At 35.3% G+C, this 16,853-nt stretch carries 18 protein-coding genes; 8 read left to right on the top strand and 10 right to left on the bottom strand.

Features of this window, described 5'->3' with window-relative positions:
- Window positions 1-256: 256 nt before the first annotated feature.
- Window positions 257-850: a TetR/AcrR family transcriptional regulator gene (locus DMB68_RS18650; RefSeq protein WP_110348150.1), complete on the bottom strand. Its 594-nt coding sequence runs from the start codon at window positions 848-850 to the stop codon at window positions 257-259.
- Between the two features lie 383 nt (window positions 851-1,233).
- Window positions 1,234-1,659 (bottom strand): response regulator, encoded by a 426-nt coding sequence (locus DMB68_RS18645; protein ID WP_110348149.1) that lies wholly within the window; start codon window positions 1,657-1,659, stop codon window positions 1,234-1,236.
- Between the two features lie 244 nt (window positions 1,660-1,903).
- On the opposite strand from DMB68_RS18645, the gene DMB68_RS18640 reads away from it, so the two are divergent.
- Both DMB68_RS18640 and DMB68_RS18635 read left to right on the top strand, forming a co-directional pair.
- Complete coding sequence (locus tag DMB68_RS18640; protein WP_110348395.1) at window positions 1,904-2,344, top strand: cupin domain-containing protein; 441 nt, start codon at window positions 1,904-1,906, stop codon at window positions 2,342-2,344.
- Window positions 2,345-2,399: 55 nt separating this feature from the next.
- Complete coding sequence (locus DMB68_RS18635; RefSeq protein ID WP_110348148.1) at window positions 2,400-2,948, top strand: hypothetical protein; 549 nt, start codon at window positions 2,400-2,402, stop codon at window positions 2,946-2,948.
- Window positions 2,949-2,970: 22 nt separating this feature from the next.
- On the opposite strand, the gene DMB68_RS23810 is transcribed toward DMB68_RS18635, so the two are convergent.
- The 6 genes from DMB68_RS23810 to DMB68_RS18610 all read right to left on the bottom strand — a co-directional run bounded on the left by DMB68_RS23810 (window position 2,971) and on the right by DMB68_RS18610 (window position 6,630).
- Window positions 2,971-3,126, bottom strand: coding sequence for a glycosyl-4,4'-diaponeurosporenoate acyltransferase CrtO family protein (locus tag DMB68_RS23810; protein ID WP_394335923.1), 156 nt, complete (start codon window positions 3,124-3,126; stop codon window positions 2,971-2,973).
- A gap of 3 nt (window positions 3,127-3,129) precedes the next feature.
- Window positions 3,130-3,504, bottom strand: a complete 375-nt coding sequence (locus tag DMB68_RS18630; RefSeq protein ID WP_110348147.1) for a DoxX family protein — start codon at window positions 3,502-3,504, stop codon at window positions 3,130-3,132.
- Window positions 3,505-3,511: 7 nt separating this feature from the next.
- Window positions 3,512-3,976 (bottom strand): SRPBCC family protein, encoded by a 465-nt coding sequence (locus tag DMB68_RS18625; RefSeq protein WP_110348146.1) that lies wholly within the window; start codon window positions 3,974-3,976, stop codon window positions 3,512-3,514.
- Window position 3,977: 1 nt separating this feature from the next.
- On the bottom strand, window positions 3,978-4,298 hold the full coding sequence (locus DMB68_RS18620; RefSeq protein ID WP_110348145.1) for an ArsR/SmtB family transcription factor: 321 nt from the start codon (window positions 4,296-4,298) through the stop codon (window positions 3,978-3,980).
- 187 nt (window positions 4,299-4,485) lie between these two features.
- Window positions 4,486-5,322 (bottom strand): SMP-30/gluconolactonase/LRE family protein, encoded by an 837-nt coding sequence (locus DMB68_RS18615; protein WP_231131688.1) that lies wholly within the window; start codon window positions 5,320-5,322, stop codon window positions 4,486-4,488.
- 318 nt (window positions 5,323-5,640) lie between these two features.
- Window positions 5,641-6,630 (bottom strand): LamG-like jellyroll fold domain-containing protein, encoded by a 990-nt coding sequence (locus DMB68_RS18610; protein WP_110348143.1) that lies wholly within the window; start codon window positions 6,628-6,630, stop codon window positions 5,641-5,643.
- Between the two features lie 465 nt (window positions 6,631-7,095).
- Between DMB68_RS18610 and gnd the strand changes: the two genes are divergently transcribed.
- From gnd to DMB68_RS18595, 3 genes are all read left to right on the top strand, one after another.
- Window positions 7,096-7,995 carry a phosphogluconate dehydrogenase (NAD(+)-dependent, decarboxylating) gene (gene gnd, locus DMB68_RS18605; RefSeq protein WP_110348142.1) on the top strand — a complete coding sequence of 300 codons (900 nt, stop codon included), beginning with the start codon at window positions 7,096-7,098 and terminating at the stop codon, window positions 7,993-7,995.
- 63 nt (window positions 7,996-8,058) lie between these two features.
- On the top strand, window positions 8,059-9,378 hold the full coding sequence (locus tag DMB68_RS18600; protein WP_110348141.1) for a gluconate:H+ symporter: 1,320 nt from the start codon (window positions 8,059-8,061) through the stop codon (window positions 9,376-9,378).
- A gap of 4 nt (window positions 9,379-9,382) precedes the next feature.
- Window positions 9,383-10,801 carry a gluconokinase gene (locus tag DMB68_RS18595; protein WP_110348140.1) on the top strand — a complete coding sequence of 473 codons (1,419 nt, stop codon included), beginning with the start codon at window positions 9,383-9,385 and terminating at the stop codon, window positions 10,799-10,801.
- 251 nt (window positions 10,802-11,052) lie between these two features.
- Here DMB68_RS18595 and DMB68_RS18590 read toward each other — a convergent pair whose 3' ends face one another.
- Window positions 11,053-11,742, bottom strand: coding sequence for a YiiX family permuted papain-like enzyme (locus tag DMB68_RS18590; RefSeq protein WP_110348139.1), 690 nt, complete (start codon window positions 11,740-11,742; stop codon window positions 11,053-11,055).
- Between the two features lie 281 nt (window positions 11,743-12,023).
- Here DMB68_RS18590 and DMB68_RS18585 point away from each other — a divergent pair, with 281 nt between their 5' ends.
- The 3 genes from DMB68_RS18585 to DMB68_RS18575 are packed head-to-tail and all read left to right on the top strand — an operon-like array spanning window position 12,024 to window position 16,046.
- Window positions 12,024-13,442, top strand: a complete 1,419-nt coding sequence (locus DMB68_RS18585) for a Gfo/Idh/MocA family protein (RefSeq protein WP_110348138.1) — start codon at window positions 12,024-12,026, stop codon at window positions 13,440-13,442.
- Between the two features lie 9 nt (window positions 13,443-13,451).
- Window positions 13,452-14,660: a Gfo/Idh/MocA family protein gene (locus tag DMB68_RS18580; RefSeq protein WP_110348137.1), complete on the top strand. Its 1,209-nt coding sequence runs from the start codon at window positions 13,452-13,454 to the stop codon at window positions 14,658-14,660.
- An 18-nt stretch (window positions 14,661-14,678) separates the two neighbouring features.
- On the top strand, window positions 14,679-16,046 hold the full coding sequence (locus DMB68_RS18575; RefSeq protein ID WP_110348136.1) for a 3-keto-disaccharide hydrolase: 1,368 nt from the start codon (window positions 14,679-14,681) through the stop codon (window positions 16,044-16,046).
- Between the two features lie 130 nt (window positions 16,047-16,176).
- Here the strand turns inward: DMB68_RS18575 and DMB68_RS18570 are convergent, their stop codons facing one another.
- A complete protein-coding gene (locus DMB68_RS18570; protein WP_110348135.1) occupies window positions 16,177-16,647 on the bottom strand; it encodes a hypothetical protein in 471 nt (156 codons plus the stop codon).
- Between the last annotated feature and the right edge of the window lie 206 nt (window positions 16,648-16,853).

Raw genomic sequence — 16,853 nt, 5'->3', positions numbered from 1 at the left:
TCTAGATTCATTTTAAGTCTATTAAATTTTCTAACGTCGTTAAGTAAATTGATGCAAAAATTCAAATAATAATGCGTTCCAATTCTGTTTCATAAATCGGTATTAAATTATTTATCGGTGTTAAGTAATAGGCTAAAGAAGCCCGTTTTTATGTTAATTAAATTATTTATCACTGTTAAGTAAAAGAGTAAAAAAAAGGATTTGCTAAATTACCTATTAAATCATTTACCACTGTTAAGTTAAAATGAAATTTTTTTTATTGTATTGATTTTATGATACCGCCAATAGCATCTTTTAGAATCTGTCCGTTAATAGTATCCAGCGAGATGCTTTTGTTGATAATATTAATCGCAATCAAACCATGAATGACCGAAAAGAAAGTAAAATACTTTTGTTTGATAACTTCTTCAGTCGGGTTGCTTTTTTTCATTATTTCTGCAATGACCGAAGTAAATAATTTATAAGGTGTTTTTGCAGCATCACATTGTTCAGAACAGCAATTCATTTGTACTCCAAACATCACCTGATACATTTCGGTATCTGTAAAGGCAAAATCCCAATAGGCCATCCACATGGCTTCAATCTGGTCTTCCGGTTTGTCAAATTTAGCTTTGGCATCTTCCAGCTCTTTACCTAATTTAAGGAAACCTTTACCTGTTAGCTCTCTTAATATTGCATCTTTATTTGAAAAGTACTCATATATGATGGGAGCAGTATATTCGATTCTGTCGGCAATTTTACGCATACTCAAACCAGTCCAGCCTTCTTCTTTGACGATATCATAAGCAGCGCCAAGAATATTATTTCTTGTCTCTTCTTTCTGTCTTAAAATACGATCTTTACTAGCCATTTTGAATAAGTATTAAATTGTTTAACACTGTTAGGCAAATGTATGGTGGTTTTTCGAATTACGCTATAATTTTATCATAATTTTTTCTTATCGTACAATAAGTGATCTTGAAAAAGCTTGTGAGGTATTGAATTGTTTGAAGTCTAGGGTTTTATTTTTTTTTGAAGCAGAAAGATTTTGGCGTTTTTAAGGCGTTTTGTCCCGCTCCTCACTATATCTTTTCTGGTGAACTCCACCACAAAAGGATGCCATTTCGATCGGGACTAGGTAAAGGACTTGTTGTTTTCATAATTTTACACAGAAAATAACTATCCAATCCATTATCTTTAAATGAATCACTTCGGAATATAAAATTTTTAGTATTCTATTTATTTGTGGTGCATTTATTTAACGTAGTTTGGGGATACACATGCTTCCCAGTAGCTTACAATTGTTTTAATTGTTTGTTTGATTTCATTGTAATCAGTAGGCTTTACAAAAAATCCCTGAATAGATTTAGAATAAGCATCCACAACATGCCTTTGTTCTGCGCTTGTAGTAAAGAACAAGTACGGAATGGACTTCAGTCTTAAATCTTCATTTTGATGGATTTTTTCCCGCAGTTCAATTCCACTTAGCTTAGGCATATTAATGTCTGAAAAAATGATAAAAGGCTCAATTTCTGTAGATATTAAATATTCTAAAGCTTTTTCACCTTCAACAAAAAAGATAATTTCATTTTTATAATTGAGTTCATTAAATATGTCAGTTAAAATCTCCTGATCATCTAAATCGTCTTCAATAATGATGATGGGGCCGCCTTTGTTCATTTATGTTTTTTGATAAAGGTAGTTCAATTAATTGGTATTCAATTTTAAATTTTTTGAAGAATATATTTAATCATCACTTTCATAGCTTTATATGATACTGGGAGATTTTATTTATTTTGCTTTGCCAGGCTTCTGACTTCAAAAGTTGTAGTGTTTTGTAGTGATTAAAAAAACTTTTGGCTTCAGTATTATAAGTTTTGGATTTATCCATTTCATTTTTTTGTATTATTACAAAAAAAATAAAATGAAAACAGCATCAATTATAAAAATTGCGATTGTTACTTTAATTATACAATCAGCACAAGCTCAGGAAACAAAAAAAGAAACAACCCCTGCTGAAATAAAATATTCAATCGAAAACTGTGTAAATCATTTTGACCTAAACAAGGCGACAAAAACAAAAGTGGGCTATCAATATTGGTTTGCCGATAAAAATTTCACTCAGGAAAACACACTCAAAATGAGTATCGTCGAACCCGGAAAATCAACTCACGCTCCACATCATCATCCTGAAGAAGAATTCTTCTATATACTGGAAGGTACTGCCGAATTCTTTCTTGACGGAAAAACAGTGGTTGCTGGGCCAAATACGAGTTTTTATTGCCCGCCAAATGCGGAACACGGAATCAGCAACGTTGGAAAAACAGATTTGAAATATTTGGTGATTAAGAAGGATTTGAGGTAAATAGTTGATCAACACATTAAATCAAATTTGAAAAAATACAAAAACAAAATTTCAAATGAAATTATCAGATAATACCAATATTTTATCAACTAAAATAGTTCAGAAGAAAAGCTTCTCTGTTGTAAAGAATTATTTCAAAATTTTGGATTTAGAGAGGTATTTACAAAATAAAAGATACCTCTTATCTGGAGAATGTATTTATTCAGATTCCATTTTAATTATTATATCTTCTGAAAATGAAGGGTATAAAAAATACTTAGGGACTTTGGAGTATGAATCTTCAATAGATACAATAATTGATGTTTTAAAAGATGTATTAATTAGAAACGAAAAAGTGCCCTATGTGGAATACTATTTTATAATTGATAAACAAGATTTTCTAAAGAATGAAAGTTTACTTTATGAATTATTTGTAATGTTTAATTTTTCATTAATTATTGGATTGAAAGAGAAATTAACTAAAAATGATTTACGAATAAAATTAAGTAAATTCAGTTTTTATAGTGTATTTAATTTAAAAAGATGGTCAGGTATTTCTAACTGGCAACTCTTTTTAGATATTAATCATGATTGTGGTATTTTAAAATATAAAAGCCAAAGTTAAGATACTCTAAAAATCAAGTTTATTAATTATTGGCAGATTGTTCTGCTTTATACCGAAATAGCGCTAAAGCTCTCCGAAGCCTTGGCCGATTGTAACGCTGCAAAAGAATTGGATAAACGTTGAAAATTATATTTAAAACTAACAACCATAAGGACTCAGCAAATGTGAATTTTATCAATAACTAAATCACTCTTCTGTCAGCAGGTCTGAAATGCCAGGATAAAAAGGTAAGCAGTAAAAGTAACGTTGATCCAAAATATTCCATAGCAACATCGCCAACCGCAAAATGAGAGAAAATAGCTCCTGTCATAACAAAGAAAAATCCGGCATAAGCCCATTCTTTTAATAATCCTGTTTTCGGAATAAGTACTGCAACCGAGCCCAGTAATTTCCAGATTCCAATAATAGTCAAAAAGTAAGCCGGGTAACCTAAGTGCAAAGTCGTTTTATCTACTTCCTCTTTCAGTTTAATAAGCTGTACGATTCCGGTTGAAACCATTCCTAATGCTAACCAAATGGTAGCGATCCAGTAAATAATTTTGTTTCTTTTTGTCATTAGAATATTATTTTAGTGATGATACAATCTCCTGAAGTCGGTTGTGCGCCATATTGATTCCCTGAGCAAACGGCATTTTAAGCAGCTGGTCCCTAAATTCAATGGACTTGAATACAATTTGCATGGTAAGTTTGCTGGTAGTGTCGGTCAGTTTTTCAAATTCGAGGTATTCCAGCTGAACCGGAAACGGTGTGTTTTCCATTTCAAAGGTTCTTGTGATTTTTTCGTTTAAAACAAACTCATGAATTACACCGTTTGCCCTAAATACTACATTTCCGTCGTATGAAGTCTCAAAAGCATAACTGCCGTGTTTTTTACTTTCGAGTTTCAGCACCTTTGTACCCATCCATTGTTCAAATAGTTCAGCTTCTGAATAGGCTTTGAATACTAATTCGACAGGAAGATCAAATTCACGGGTTATAGTTAATTCCTGTTTGCCGTCTTCGGCATGTACTTTTGTTTTTTCTTCCATGTTAGTCTTTTTTATAATTTTTCATGACTTCTTCCAATTTGTTAAACTTGGTATCCCACATTTTGCGAAACGGCTCTATAAATTCGGCTATTTCTTTCATTTTATTGGGGTTAAAATGATAATAAATTTCCCTGCCCTGCTGCTCTTGCCTTAGTAATTCACATTCGGTTAAAATTTGCAGATGTTTAGAAACCGTAGGTCTTGCTGTATTAAAATTAGAAGCAATGGCTCCGGCTGTCATTGATTGTGTGGTGAGCAGCAACAGGATCGACCTTCTTGTCGGGTCGGCAATGGCTTGAAATACGTCTCGTCTTAAATTCATTATGAAGTTATTTGACTACAAATATATGTGTAGTTATTTGACTACGCAAATTTTTACAGCAAATTTTATGTAATTTTTGGATAAGTTCAATAATTACAGAAGTTTAGAAGATAAGATCTGTTTGAAATTTCGAAAGGAGGGAAGCTACTTAAAAGTAATAAAAAGTACTGAATGCCTGTCTTATAAATTATTTCATTCCCCTAACATTCATCTCTAGCGTATAAACACTTTTCCCGGCAGTAATAAATAAGGTTTTAAATTTTTTTCCTCCAAAACACACATTTGCTGTCCAGGGTTCATTTACATCAATGTGAGCAATTTTTTCTCCTTTTGGATTAAAAATTGAAATGCCTTTTCCGGTCAAGTAAATATTTCCGGATTCGTCAATCGTCATTCCATCAGAACCTGATTCGGTAAAAAGTGTTTTCTCTTCTAAAGAACCGTCATTATTGATTTTATAGGAGTAGGTTTTGTTTGCTTCAATATCCGCAACGTATAGTATTTTTCCATCCGAAGTTCCAATAATGCCGTTGGGTTTTATGAGGTCGCTGGCAACATTGGTAATTTTACTTTTATCAGGAGATAAATAATACACAGATTCTTTTTCTATTTCTTTCGAAGTATGTTTCCAGTACTCTCTTTTGTAAAAGGGATCTGTAAAATAAATCCCGCCTTTAGGGTCAACCCAAAGATCATTAGGACCGTTAAGTCTTTTGCCTTCAAAATCATTTAACAATACCGTAACTTTTTTGTTAGGATCAATTTTCCAGATTTCATTTTTTTCATCGGCGCAGGCCAAAAGATTTCCTTCACGATCAAAATACAAACCATTCGCTCTTCCCGCATTTTCCATATAAACAGAAAGTACACCATCAACCGACCATTTTATGATTCGGTTATTAGGCTGGTCGGTAAAATAAATATTGCCCTTTTTGTCTGCAGCAGGCCCTTCTGTAAAACTGTACTGATCAGATAATTTTGTGAGAACAGCCCCCTTTGCTATTAAGTTGTGATTTTTTGACATCTGAGGGTATATAAAATTTGTAAAGGCGAAACAGATTACGAAGAAAGGAAGTGTTTTTATTTTAAGTTTGGAGTGATTCATAATGAAATTTTTAAAGGTTTATTATGAAATGAAAATAATTTCATCTGCTAAATATACTAAAGTCATTCGAAAACATGGAGAAAGAATGAAAAGTGTTTTCATATTAAAATACAAATCAGAATCCGGGAGAACAGCTTAGTTGTAAAAAAAATTAAAATAGCTGTTTTTTGAACCATTATAAAAAACAGCCCCATTTAATTTCTTAAATGAGGCTGTTTTTTTGTTGTTTATAAACGTTTACTTTTTGATAAATTTGAGAGTATTGCCACTATTCAATTTTAAGAAGTAAGCTCCGTTAGTCAGACTTTGAATGTTGATTTTTGTACTGCTGTCAACAGTTCCGGTTTTTACTTCGGTACCAGAAACAGTATATATTTTATAACTTCCAGTTTGAGTTAATTCTGAAATCTGAATAAAATCTGATGATGGATTTGGATATAATTGTAAAGTGTTATTTGCTGTGTTAAACTTGTCTGTTGACAATGTTACTGTACTATTTCCTACCCAGTTTGAGGATATTCCGGTCAAAGCAAAATTATTAAGTATTCCATTATTAGAACCCAATTCATCAATCAAAGTAGTTTCTGAAGTATTATTTCCATTAGCTATTCCCTGATTGAACTTATAATAAGAGATTAAACCAGTCTGTGGCAGAGCCAGTTGGTTAGATTTGTTGGAATTGATTTCAATTGATGTTCTGGCTGTGCTCCAAATACGGACTTCGGTTATATCTGCATTCAGAAATCTGTTATCCACAAATGCTGATCCTATATATATTTTAGGATTTGCATTTAAAACAACCGAACTGGGGATACTTCTTTGATTATCCAGTACGCCGTCAACATAAAGAGTTACTCCAGTATTGGCATCTCTGACCACTGCAACATGATGCCAGTTCCCATCAAAAAGATTAGTATTACCGTTTACGTTTTCATTAATACTTCCGTCCCAAAAACTTAATTTATTGTTTAGAACAGAGAAAATGAAATCGTTATGAACACCTCCAACATCTGAGTCCAGGATTCCGGCACCATGGTAAGCAACACTGCCTGAAGGCGAATTGCCTAATAGTTTAAGGTTAGCTTCTAATGTAAATGATGAAGTTGTGACATTATTAATAGCAATAACATCATTAACACCGTCAAAATTTATTGCGTTGCCCGATTGTGCATGTAGAGTAACAGATAGCAGCATGACTAATGATGCCAAAATGTAATTTTGTTTCATAAATTTTAGAATTTTAATTTTAATGTAATTAGGATATGATTTTGCTTTTCAAACGCTTTTAAATTTTTACGCATAAAAATCTACAGATGAATTCAGGTTTTTGTTAGCTGAAAATCTGGATTTTTATAGAATAAAAATGAAAACGTAATTTTTGTAGGCGAAAATACAACTTAAGCCAGCATATAATCAAGTAAATAAATGCAGAATCTGAAATATTTTTGTGATTTACAAGGTTGTTTTAGGATTATTCTTAGGTTTTTTTAATGGGTAAAAAATGGGAATGATTTTATTTATGAATTTTGAGTTTAAATTGTATTCGTCTTGCGACTATCCTGATTCTACTAACCAACTAAAAAACATTATTTAACATATTTTTCCCCAAATCACAAAAATTAAAATCCCAAATAACAACCCATAATTAATTGAAAGTAATATTTTTACGAAACAAATACAAAAACCACACACATGCAAGTAGGAATAATAGGACTGGGAAAAATGGGATTTAATCTCGCCTTAAATTTAAAACGTAACAACTATCAGGTTGTGGCACAGGATGTCAACACCGATTTTGTTTCAAAAATAGGTCAGGAGGGAATTGAAACCGCTTATACTGTTGAAGAACTCTGCCAAAAACTCACTGAAAGAAGAGTCATCTGGCTCATGGTTCCGGCTGGTGAAATCGTTGATGGGGTTATTACTTCATTACTTCCGTATTTGTCCAAAAACGATATTATCATTGATGGTGGAAATTCGAATTATAACGATTCAAAACGCCGATATGTCCAACTAAAAGAACACGGAATTGATTTTCTGGACTGCGGAACTTCGGGAGGAACTTCTGGAGCTTTAAACGGAGCTTGCACCATGATTGGCGGAGATGCTGCCGTGTTTGATTATGTAGCCAACGTTTTTAAGGATATTTCCGTTGAAAACGGCTTTCTGTACACTGGAGCTGCCGGAAGCGGGCATTTTACCAAAATGGTTCACAACGGTATCGAATACGGTATGATGCAGTCTATTGCGGAAGGATTTGAGGTTTTTGAACATTCCGAATTTGATATCGATTTTCAAAAAACGGCAAAACTCTTCAATCATGGTTCAGTAGTACGCAGCTGGCTGATGGAACTTACAGAAAATGCCTTTTCAAAAGATGCCAGACTAGACGGAATCAAAGGAATTATGCACTCCTCAGGCGAAGGGAAATGGACACTCGAAACCGCCCTGGATTTAGGCGTTCCAACTCCGGTAATTGCCCTTTCGATTATGATGCGTTACCGTTCTCAAATGTCGGATACGTTTTCAGGAAAAGTCGTAGCAGCACTTCGAAACGAGTTTGGAGGACATGCTGTTGAAAAAAGCGAATGATGGTCTGCTTTTAAAGATTACAGCTTGATTTCCTGAGTTTAACTATCATTCTAATTTGAAACCATGTCATTACTGATTCTGATTGCCAGTATTTTTTTATTATTAATCCTGATTTCCGGGGTTAAACTTAATGCCTTTATTGCCTTGGTTATTTCGGCCTTTTTTGTGGGAATCGCAAAAGAAATGCCTTTTACGGATTTGATTAATTCCATTCAGCAGGGAGTTGGAAGCACGTTGGGTTCTTTGATTTTGATTATTGCCTTTGGTGTTGTATTAGGAAATCTGCTTTCAGACAGTGGCGCTGCACAACGAATAAGTTCGGTTATGATTCGTTCTTTTGGGTTCAGGCACATCAAATGGGCGATGGTTATTACCGGTTTCTCAGTTGGTATTTCGATGTTTTACAATGCGGGTTTCATCATTTTGATTCCGATGGTTTTTGCTGTTGCGAAAAGTACTAAACAGCCTATTATTTATCTCGGTATTGCGATGGCTTCGGCACTTTCGATTACACACGGTTTTTTACCGCCGCATCCCGGACCAACAGCCATTGCGATAATTTTTAAAGCCAATATCGGCAAAACACTTTTATACGGACTTTTGGTTGCCTTACCTGCGCTTTTCACTGCCGGAATTGTGTTTCCTGAATTCATCAAAAAGATCAATGCTTTTCCGCCAAAAGGATTATTCGAAAGCAAGACATTTACAGAAGCCGAGATGCCTTCTTTCGGAATCAGTATTCTGACTGCATTGGTTCCGGTGTTTTTAATGGGAATGGCAACCTTTAGCGAATTGGCTTTATCGGAAGAAAGTTCCTTTCATTCTGTTTTGCTTTTTATAGGAAACCCAACCACTTCTATGCTGATTGCGGTACTTTTTGCTGTATTTTCATTGGGTATTTTTCGCGGAAGAAAAATGCAGGATATCATGGATAAGTCGGGTAGTGCCATGAGTTCTGCTACGATGATTATTTTGATTATTGGGGCAGGAGGCGCTTTTAAACAAGTCCTGATTGATAGCGGAATGGGAACAGATTTGAGTCAGTTTTTCGAAAAGTCATCGCTTTCTCCGCTGGTACTGGGCTGGCTGATTGCGACAATAATTCGGATTGCTTTAGGATCTGCCACGGTTGCGGGATTAACAGCAGCAGGAATTGTACAGCCTTTGGTAGTCGCTTCGGGTGTAAATCCGGAATTGATGGTACTTTCGATTGGAGCCGGAAGTTTGATGTGTTCGCATGTCAACGATACCGGATTCTGGATGTTCAAGGAATATTTCGGAATCAGTGTTTCAGATACTTTTAAAACCTGGACCGTAATGGAAACCATTATTGGGGTAATGGGACTAATAGGCGTATTACTGCTGAATTTATGGATTAAATAAAAAAATGGAAAAACTTTATATAGGAATCGACATAGGCACCACCGCTACAAAAGCAATCTGTTTTGATGTACACGGAAATGTAATCAGTCAGGTTTCACACTCATATGAGATGTACCATCCAAAACCGAATTGGAGTGTGCAGCATCTACAGGAAATTTTAGAAACGGTTTTAGAATGCATCAAAGAAATTACAAAAGGAATTCATCCGGAGTTTATCAGTTTTAGTTCGGCCATGCAAAGTATTATCGCCATTGATGAAAACGGAAACCCATTGACAGATGCTGTTTTATGGGCCGATAACAGGGCCAGCGGAATTGCTGAAGAACTAAAAAAAACTGAAAAAGGAAAGCATTTTTACAAGAAAACCGGAATTCCTATTCATCCTTTTTCACCCATGACCAAAATAGCGTGGTTTAAGGAATTTGATTCAGATATTTTTTCAAAAACATATAAATTCATTAGCATTAAAGAATATGTCTGGCATCATCTGACCGGGGAATATGCTATAGATACTTCAATGGCTTCGGGAACCGGATTGTTGAATATCCATACTTTGCAATGGGATTATGAAGTACTTGATTTTTTAAACATAAAACCTCAACAATTATCGAAAGTCTGTGAAGTCACACATCAATGCAAAGGTATTTCAGATAACTTTCTGTACGTGATTGGAGGCGGAGACGGTGCTTTGGCCAATTTAGGAACCGGAGCGATGAACAAAAATTGTATGGCGCTGACCATTGGTACAAGCGGTGCAGTACGATTACCTATTGACAAACCGTATGTAGATGAACAAATGCGTACCCAATGTTACCATTTAATGGATGATCAATATCTTACTTTGGGAGCGGTTAATAATGGTGCTATTATTTTGCAATGGCTTCGAGAAACGTTATTAAAAACAGATCAATCTTTTGAAGTACTTTTTGAAGAAGCAGAAAAAATCCCTGCCGGTTCTGAAGGTTTGCTTTTTGTACCCTATCTGTTAGGCGAAAGAGCACCAATCTGGGATGCTTCGGCACAAGGATCTCTTTTAGGAATGCAGATTACCCATACACAGGCACATTTGGTAAGGGCAACTTTAGAAGGTATTTTGTTTGGATTATTCCAAATTACAGAAATTTTGCTTCCTGATCCCGAAAAAAGAAAACAAACCAAAGTCATGTCAAGCGGCGGATTCGGAAAAAGTGAATTGTGGCTTCAAATGGTTGCAGATATTTTTCAAATGGCAGTAGAAACTTCGCAAACCATTGAAGGTTCTGCCTGGGGAGCTGTTTTGATAGGGATGAAATCTTTAGGAATTGATATAACCACCGAAAACAAAACCGGAAAGACTTTTCTACCGAATGCTGTGCATAAAAAGGTGTATGAAGATGCTTTTGTGAAGTTTAAAAAGGTTTATCCTGTATTGAAGGATTTGTAGTGATTTGATCTGATTAATTTTGAATCGGCAGAATCTAGTTTTACAACACAGTTAATCACACAAATTTGTCATGCTGACGAAGGAAGCATCCCCACAAGAAACTCGGCATTTTATATGATTAAATAGAGGATATGCTAATGGAGATCCCTCCTCTGTCGGGATGACAATATGACTCGAGCGACTTTCTTTTTTGAGAGAATTAAATTTTAAGAATTCTTTAAATGCTGAATAAAAAGTTTATAGCTCTGAATTTAATAAGTATCAACCACCGTTACCAACAAATCAGAATCTGCCAAATTAGAAGGCGAAACCACTTTTTCTTCCAATGGAATGTCATTACCGTATCTTTCTTTCAGAATTTTTTCAACCCTTTCATCTGTTAAATTGAAATCTTTCAGTTGCTGTAGTTTCGATAATTGGATGTTAGCTCCATTTTTATAGATTTTCCAGATTAATTCAGAGCAGTAAATTCGGGTATCGGTCCATTCAAAAAAGGCATCGTATTCTTTGCCCATAAATTGCTGGCTGTAGTCTTTCATTTTTTGAAGCGTATCCGGAGTCAATACTTTAGCAGCATTTTTTAATCTTTTTACCATATAATTTTGATTTCTTCCATGCGCAATCCAATCGTCTAAACGGGTTAGTTTTACCGGTTGAACGGCTTCAAAAACAAATAAGTTTTCGTTAATTTTATAAATAATCCCGCAATGCGAAAACTTGGAATTGGTTGCAATTCGTACTGCTTCACACTGAGGAGATTCTGATGTTTGAAAGATAATATCTCCATCCTGAATTTTCTCAGGTAAACCTGTTGTTTCTTTTGTTCCGGATGCTATAAATGGATTCTGGTTCTTCGGAAAAACCTGCATCGTTATATAAAGCGCACAACAAAAGCTTAGCAAAAAGGAAATAGCGGGTATGAGATATTTTTTCTTTTTCATTATTGGATTTTAAAGCTTAAAAGTATTATTTATTTTTTACAGATCAGCAATTACTAAGATTTAAAGATGACGAATATGTATCAATTAATCGTCACACTATACTGTTCAATAAAAATTTAGATTGGAATGTAAAGAATATTGTTTTTTAGCATTTCTATTTGTAAACATGATTAGTTTAACGTTTTAGTTTCTTTTGTGAAATATTTTTACGGTTTATTCTTTCAAAAGTATTAATTCCTATATTTAGGCAAAAACAATTCTCAATTCAATAATTTACACATATGATTAATGATGATTATTCAAGAAGAAAATTTTTAAGGGATGCATTACTGGCATCCGTTGCTGTTGCTACACCTGATTTGGTAATGGCTGCAGGACGGGCTTTTGCAAGTGCTGATAAAGTAAACCTTGCCTGTGTTGGTATTGGCAACCGTGGCGCAGAAATTATTAAAGCATTATACGCTACAGGATTAGTAAATATAGTAGCTCTTTGTGATGTGGATATGGAAGCGCCTCATACATTGGATATATTAAAAATGTTTCCGAACGTTCCAAGATTTAAGGATTTTAGACAGATGTTCGATAAAATGGGCAGTCAGTTTGAGGCTGTGTCTATTGGAACGCCTGATTTTTCTCATTTCCCCATTACGATGATGGCAATTAATTTAGGAAAACATGTGTACGTAGAAAAACCAATGGCACGTACTTTTAACGAAGTAGAATTGATGATGAAGGCCGCTGCAAAACACCCTAAAGTGGTTACACAAATGGGAAATCAGGGACACTCAGAAGAAAATTATTTCCAGTTTAAAGCATGGAAAGAAGCAGGCATCATTAAAGATGTTACCGCTATTACCGCACATATGAATTCTCCAAGACGCTGGCACAAATGGGATCCGAAGATTACTTCGTTCCCGCCGGCCGAAGCTATTCCGGCAACTCTCGATTGGGATCTTTGGCAGGCGCAGACAAAAGGACATGAGTTTAACAAAGATTTTGTAAACGGGCAATGGCGCTGCTGGTACGATTTTGGAATGGGGGCACTAGGCGATTGGGGGGCACATATTCTGGATACAGCGCATCAGTTTCTGGATCTCGGACTTCCCTACGAAGTTGATCCTTTGAAATTAGAGGGACATAATAATTTCTTTTATCCGATGTCCACCACGCTTTCCTTCAAATTTCCAAAACGCGGTGATATGCCTCCGGTAGAAGTAAAATGGTATGATGGATTAGATAACTTTCCTCCGATACCGGAAGGATATGGCGTACAAGGTCTTGATCCAAATATTCCGCCGCCGAGTACAGGTGCGATTGAACCGGCAAAGCTCAACCCGGGCAAAATAATTTACAGCAAAGAGCTAACCTTCAAAGGAGGTTCTCATGGGAGTGCATTGTCGATCATACCTGAAGAAAAAGCAAAGGAAATGGCTTCTAAATTACCCAATGTTCCTTTAAGTCCTTCTAATCACTTCGCTAACTTCCTCAAAGCATGTAAAGGTGAAGAACAAACACGTTCACCTTTTGCAATTGCCGGACCATTAAGCCAGGTGTTTTGTCTTGGTGTTCTTGCACAATGGACTGGTGAAAAAATTGTTTTTGACAGAACAAAAAAAGTGATTACAAGCAGTAAAAAGGCTAATCAACTGTTGATGGGACCTCCACCACGTAAAGGATGGGAAGAATATTATAAAGTTTAATTTTCACTTATGAAACGCAGAAATTTTATCCGTCAATCAGGATTATTTACCGCTGGGCTGTTATTGCATCAGCAGATGCTGCATGCCTATTCTTTTAGTGAAACTGCAAAAATTATTTCAGTTGGAATAATTGGCTGCGGAGACAGGGGTAAGGGGCTTGGAAGTGTCATTAACAGTATGCCGGAAGAGTTTCAACTGAAGGTCGTTTGTGATGTATTGCCTTTCCGTTTGGATCAGGCAAAGAGACTGGATATACACAATAATATCAGTTATGAAAAAGACTATCGCAAGCTGCTCGATGACAAGACTATTGACGCAGTAATTATTGCTACACCACTATACAATCATTACGAAATTGCAGCGGCGGCCATCCAGGCAGGAAAGCATGTGTATTTAGAAAAAACAATGACCTATAATGCAGAGCAGGCACTTGCTTTGGTTAAATTGGCGCAACAGCATCCCAATCAAATTTTACAGGTAGGACATCAATATCGGTACACACCTCTTTATTTCAAAGTGAAACAGATGATTGATAATGGTTATCTGGGAAAAGTAACGCAGATTGACTGCCGATGGGACCGTAATGCAAACTGGCGAAGACCGGTACCTTCCGGTTATACTGATAAACAAGTGAACTGGCGGATGTATAAAGAATATTCAGGAGGGTTACCGGCTGAGTTATTATCACATCAGGTAGATTTTATTAATTGGGCTTTTGATACCCATCCTGATGAAATTTACGGAACCGGCGGTATTGATTATTACAAGGACGGAAGAGAAACTTTTGACAACATACAGACTATTCTACGTTATAAGAAGGAAGGAATGATTGGGAATTTTGGTGCTACCTGCGCGAATGAAAAAGACGGATATCTTTTTAAATTAAAAGGCACAAAAGGAACGATAGAATTATTGATGGATGAAGGGCTTTTTTTTCCTGAAAAACAAACCAGAAAAGAACTTGAAACGGTAGATGGCGTTACCGGTGCTTCAAAAATTGAATGGAACAAAGATGGCGGTACTCCCATTCTTAAAGAAAAATCAAAAGACGGCAGCTGGTATGCTTTACAAGAGTTTTATAAAACGATTACAACCAATTCTAAACCGGTATCAAATGTTATAACCGGTGCCAGGACAGCATGCTGCGTACATATGATGAATAAAGCAATTTATAAGGATGATATTGAAAAATGGAAACCTGAATATAATCTTATATAAAGAAAAACAAAAACGACTATGAAAAAAATCACAATACTAGTTTTATTATTTATTGCAGCAACTGGCGTTGCACAAAACAAAGAATGGAAATCCTTATTTGACGGAAAAACACTCACCGGGTGGAAGCAAGTAACAGGATCTGCACCTTACAAGGTAGAAGACGGAATGATTGTGGGCACAACGATTGATAAATCACCTAATTCATTTTTAGTAAGCGATCAAAAATTTATCGGAGATTTTGTATTGGAGATGGAAACCATGTTGTCCGATGCCAATACCAATTCTGGTGTACAGTTCAAAAGTAATTTTGATCCTAAGGCAAATAATGGAAAAGGACGTGTTTATGGATACCAGTATGAATTAGATCCGTCAGAACGTAAATGGAGCGGGGGAATTTATGATGAAGGAAGAAGAGAATGGCTGTATCCGGGGTCTTATAACCCAAAAGGGCAACAGCTTTTTACTTTGAATGTGTTTCATAAAATGCGTATCGAATGTATTGGTAACTCAGTAAAAACATGGTTAGATGGTGTACCGGTTTCTTATCTGGTTGATTCTTTAACTGTTAATGAGGGGCTTCTTGCTTTACAGGTACATTCTATTGGAAAACCGGAACATGCGGGTATTAAAATATGCTGGAAGAATATCCGTATTCAGACAAAAAATATAAAACCACTTCCTTTTCCAAAAGGAGTGTATGTTGTTAATTTGGTACCTAATAAGCTTATTTCGTATGAACAGGAAAGCGGCTGGAAATTATTATTTGATGGTAAAAGTACAACAGGCTGGGTAGGAGCTCACAAAACTACTTTTCCGGAAAAAGGCTGGGAAGTAAAAGACGGCGTTTTGAAAGTATTGCCATCATCGGGTGGCGAATCTACAAACGGAGGAGATATTGTGACCAAAGAGATATTTAAAGCATTTGATTTGTCAGTTGATTTTAAGCTATCGAAAGGAGCAAATAGTGGTATAAAGTACTTCGTAACACTTAATGAAAAGAGCAGCGGTTCAGCTATTGGTCCGGAATATCAATTGCTTGATGATACACTGCATCCAGATGCAAAATTAGGACGTGATGGAAACAGGACACTCGCTTCATTATACGACCTTATAAAATCGCAAAAATCAGCACGGTTCTTCAAACAGCCGGGCAATTGGAACACGGCACGCATTGTCGTTTATCCTAATAATCATGTCGAGCACTATCTTAATGGAATTAAAGTATTGGAATATGACCGTGGATCTCAGGCTTTCCGTGATTTGGTGGCTATCAGTAAATATAAAGTATGGCCTAACTTTGGAGAAGCACCGGAAGGGCATATTTTAATTCAGGACCATGGCAATGAAGTAAGTTTTAGAAGTATTAAAATCCGGGAGTTGCAATAATAAATCATTTGGTGTCAGGTTTTATAGACATAAATAAGCCAACCTTTTCGGGTTGGCTTTTAAATTCAGTTGCATCTCTTAATTTGACAATATTGTTACAATATGGAGCGATGTAGTTTACGCTTATTATTTAAACGTTAGTTGGCTGTACTCTTTCGGTTTCTTCTTCATCGTCTTTGCCCGGAATAATACCGTAAATAATAAGGCCAATAACCAAAAGTAAAATTACTTTTCCTCCATATCTGGTATAAAGACCTAATTGCAGGAGACTTTCTTTGTCTAATTTGTTGTCTTTTATAATTTCAGCAAGCTGTTGATCTGTAAGTTCATAATATACATCAGAATCTTTTTTAGCCAGTACTAATTTGGGTTCCTGTGTAATCCAGGCCGGAATTACCCAGGCTATATTGTATTCCTGATGCAGGGTTGCTAAATCCAGATATTCTTTTGAGCCTTCGGCAGCGGCATATTTTTCATTGTCTGGTAAATCTGCTACGATTTCAATTTTATCAATTTTACCAAACGGAATCCTCACTTTTGCTGATACTGTAATAAAAGCGAAGAGCGTCAACATTGTAATTAAGAATACTTTTTTAGTCATATTTATCATGTTTTATAAATTTTAAATGTTTTAAGAAATTATATAATTAAGATTTGTTCTACAAATATAAAATCAAAAACAAATAATATTTGTCACCATATTTAGTGATTTTTAATAATAGTTTTTTAGATAGAAGATTATTAAAATAAAACGTTTTAAATCGTTGCAAATGGATTAATATAAAAAGTGCTGTAAAACATAAGTCT

It is taken from the genome of Flavobacterium hydrophilum (assembly GCF_003202405.1).
In the GTDB taxonomy this organism is placed as follows: domain Bacteria; phylum Bacteroidota; class Bacteroidia; order Flavobacteriales; family Flavobacteriaceae; genus Flavobacterium; species Flavobacterium hydrophilum.
This window is presented reverse-complemented; position numbering and strand designations above follow the sequence as displayed.

Bases quoted from the DNA above. Each gene is read 5' to 3' on its own strand.
- DMB68_RS18650 (WP_110348150.1), bottom strand. From the start codon at position 850: ATGGCTAGTAAAGATCGTATTTTAAGACAGAAAGAAGAGACAAGAAAT.
- DMB68_RS18645 (WP_110348149.1), bottom strand. From the start codon at position 1,659: ATGAACAAAGGCGGCCCCATCATCATTATTGAAGACGATTTAGATGAT.
- DMB68_RS18640 (WP_110348395.1), top strand. From the start codon at position 1,904: ATGAAAACAGCATCAATTATAAAAATTGCGATTGTTACTTTAATTATA.
- DMB68_RS18635 (WP_110348148.1), top strand. From the start codon at position 2,400: ATGAAATTATCAGATAATACCAATATTTTATCAACTAAAATAGTTCAG.
- DMB68_RS18630 (WP_110348147.1), bottom strand. From the start codon at position 3,504: ATGACAAAAAGAAACAAAATTATTTACTGGATCGCTACCATTTGGTTA.
- DMB68_RS18625 (WP_110348146.1), bottom strand. From the start codon at position 3,976: ATGGAAGAAAAAACAAAAGTACATGCCGAAGACGGCAAACAGGAATTA.
- DMB68_RS18620 (WP_110348145.1), bottom strand. From the start codon at position 4,298: ATGAATTTAAGACGAGACGTATTTCAAGCCATTGCCGACCCGACAAGA.
- DMB68_RS18615 (WP_231131688.1), bottom strand. From the start codon at position 5,322: ATGTCAAAAAATCACAACTTAATAGCAAAGGGGGCTGTTCTCACAAAA.
- DMB68_RS18610 (WP_110348143.1), bottom strand. From the start codon at position 6,630: ATGAAACAAAATTACATTTTGGCATCATTAGTCATGCTGCTATCTGTT.
- gnd (WP_110348142.1), top strand. From the start codon at position 7,096: ATGCAAGTAGGAATAATAGGACTGGGAAAAATGGGATTTAATCTCGCC.
- DMB68_RS18600 (WP_110348141.1), top strand. From the start codon at position 8,059: ATGTCATTACTGATTCTGATTGCCAGTATTTTTTTATTATTAATCCTG.
- DMB68_RS18595 (WP_110348140.1), top strand. From the start codon at position 9,383: ATGGAAAAACTTTATATAGGAATCGACATAGGCACCACCGCTACAAAA.
- DMB68_RS18590 (WP_110348139.1), bottom strand. From the start codon at position 11,742: ATGAAAAAGAAAAAATATCTCATACCCGCTATTTCCTTTTTGCTAAGC.
- DMB68_RS18585 (WP_110348138.1), top strand. From the start codon at position 12,024: ATGATTAATGATGATTATTCAAGAAGAAAATTTTTAAGGGATGCATTA.
- DMB68_RS18580 (WP_110348137.1), top strand. From the start codon at position 13,452: ATGAAACGCAGAAATTTTATCCGTCAATCAGGATTATTTACCGCTGGG.
- DMB68_RS18575 (WP_110348136.1), top strand. From the start codon at position 14,679: ATGAAAAAAATCACAATACTAGTTTTATTATTTATTGCAGCAACTGGC.
- DMB68_RS18570 (WP_110348135.1), bottom strand. From the start codon at position 16,647: ATGACTAAAAAAGTATTCTTAATTACAATGTTGACGCTCTTCGCTTTT.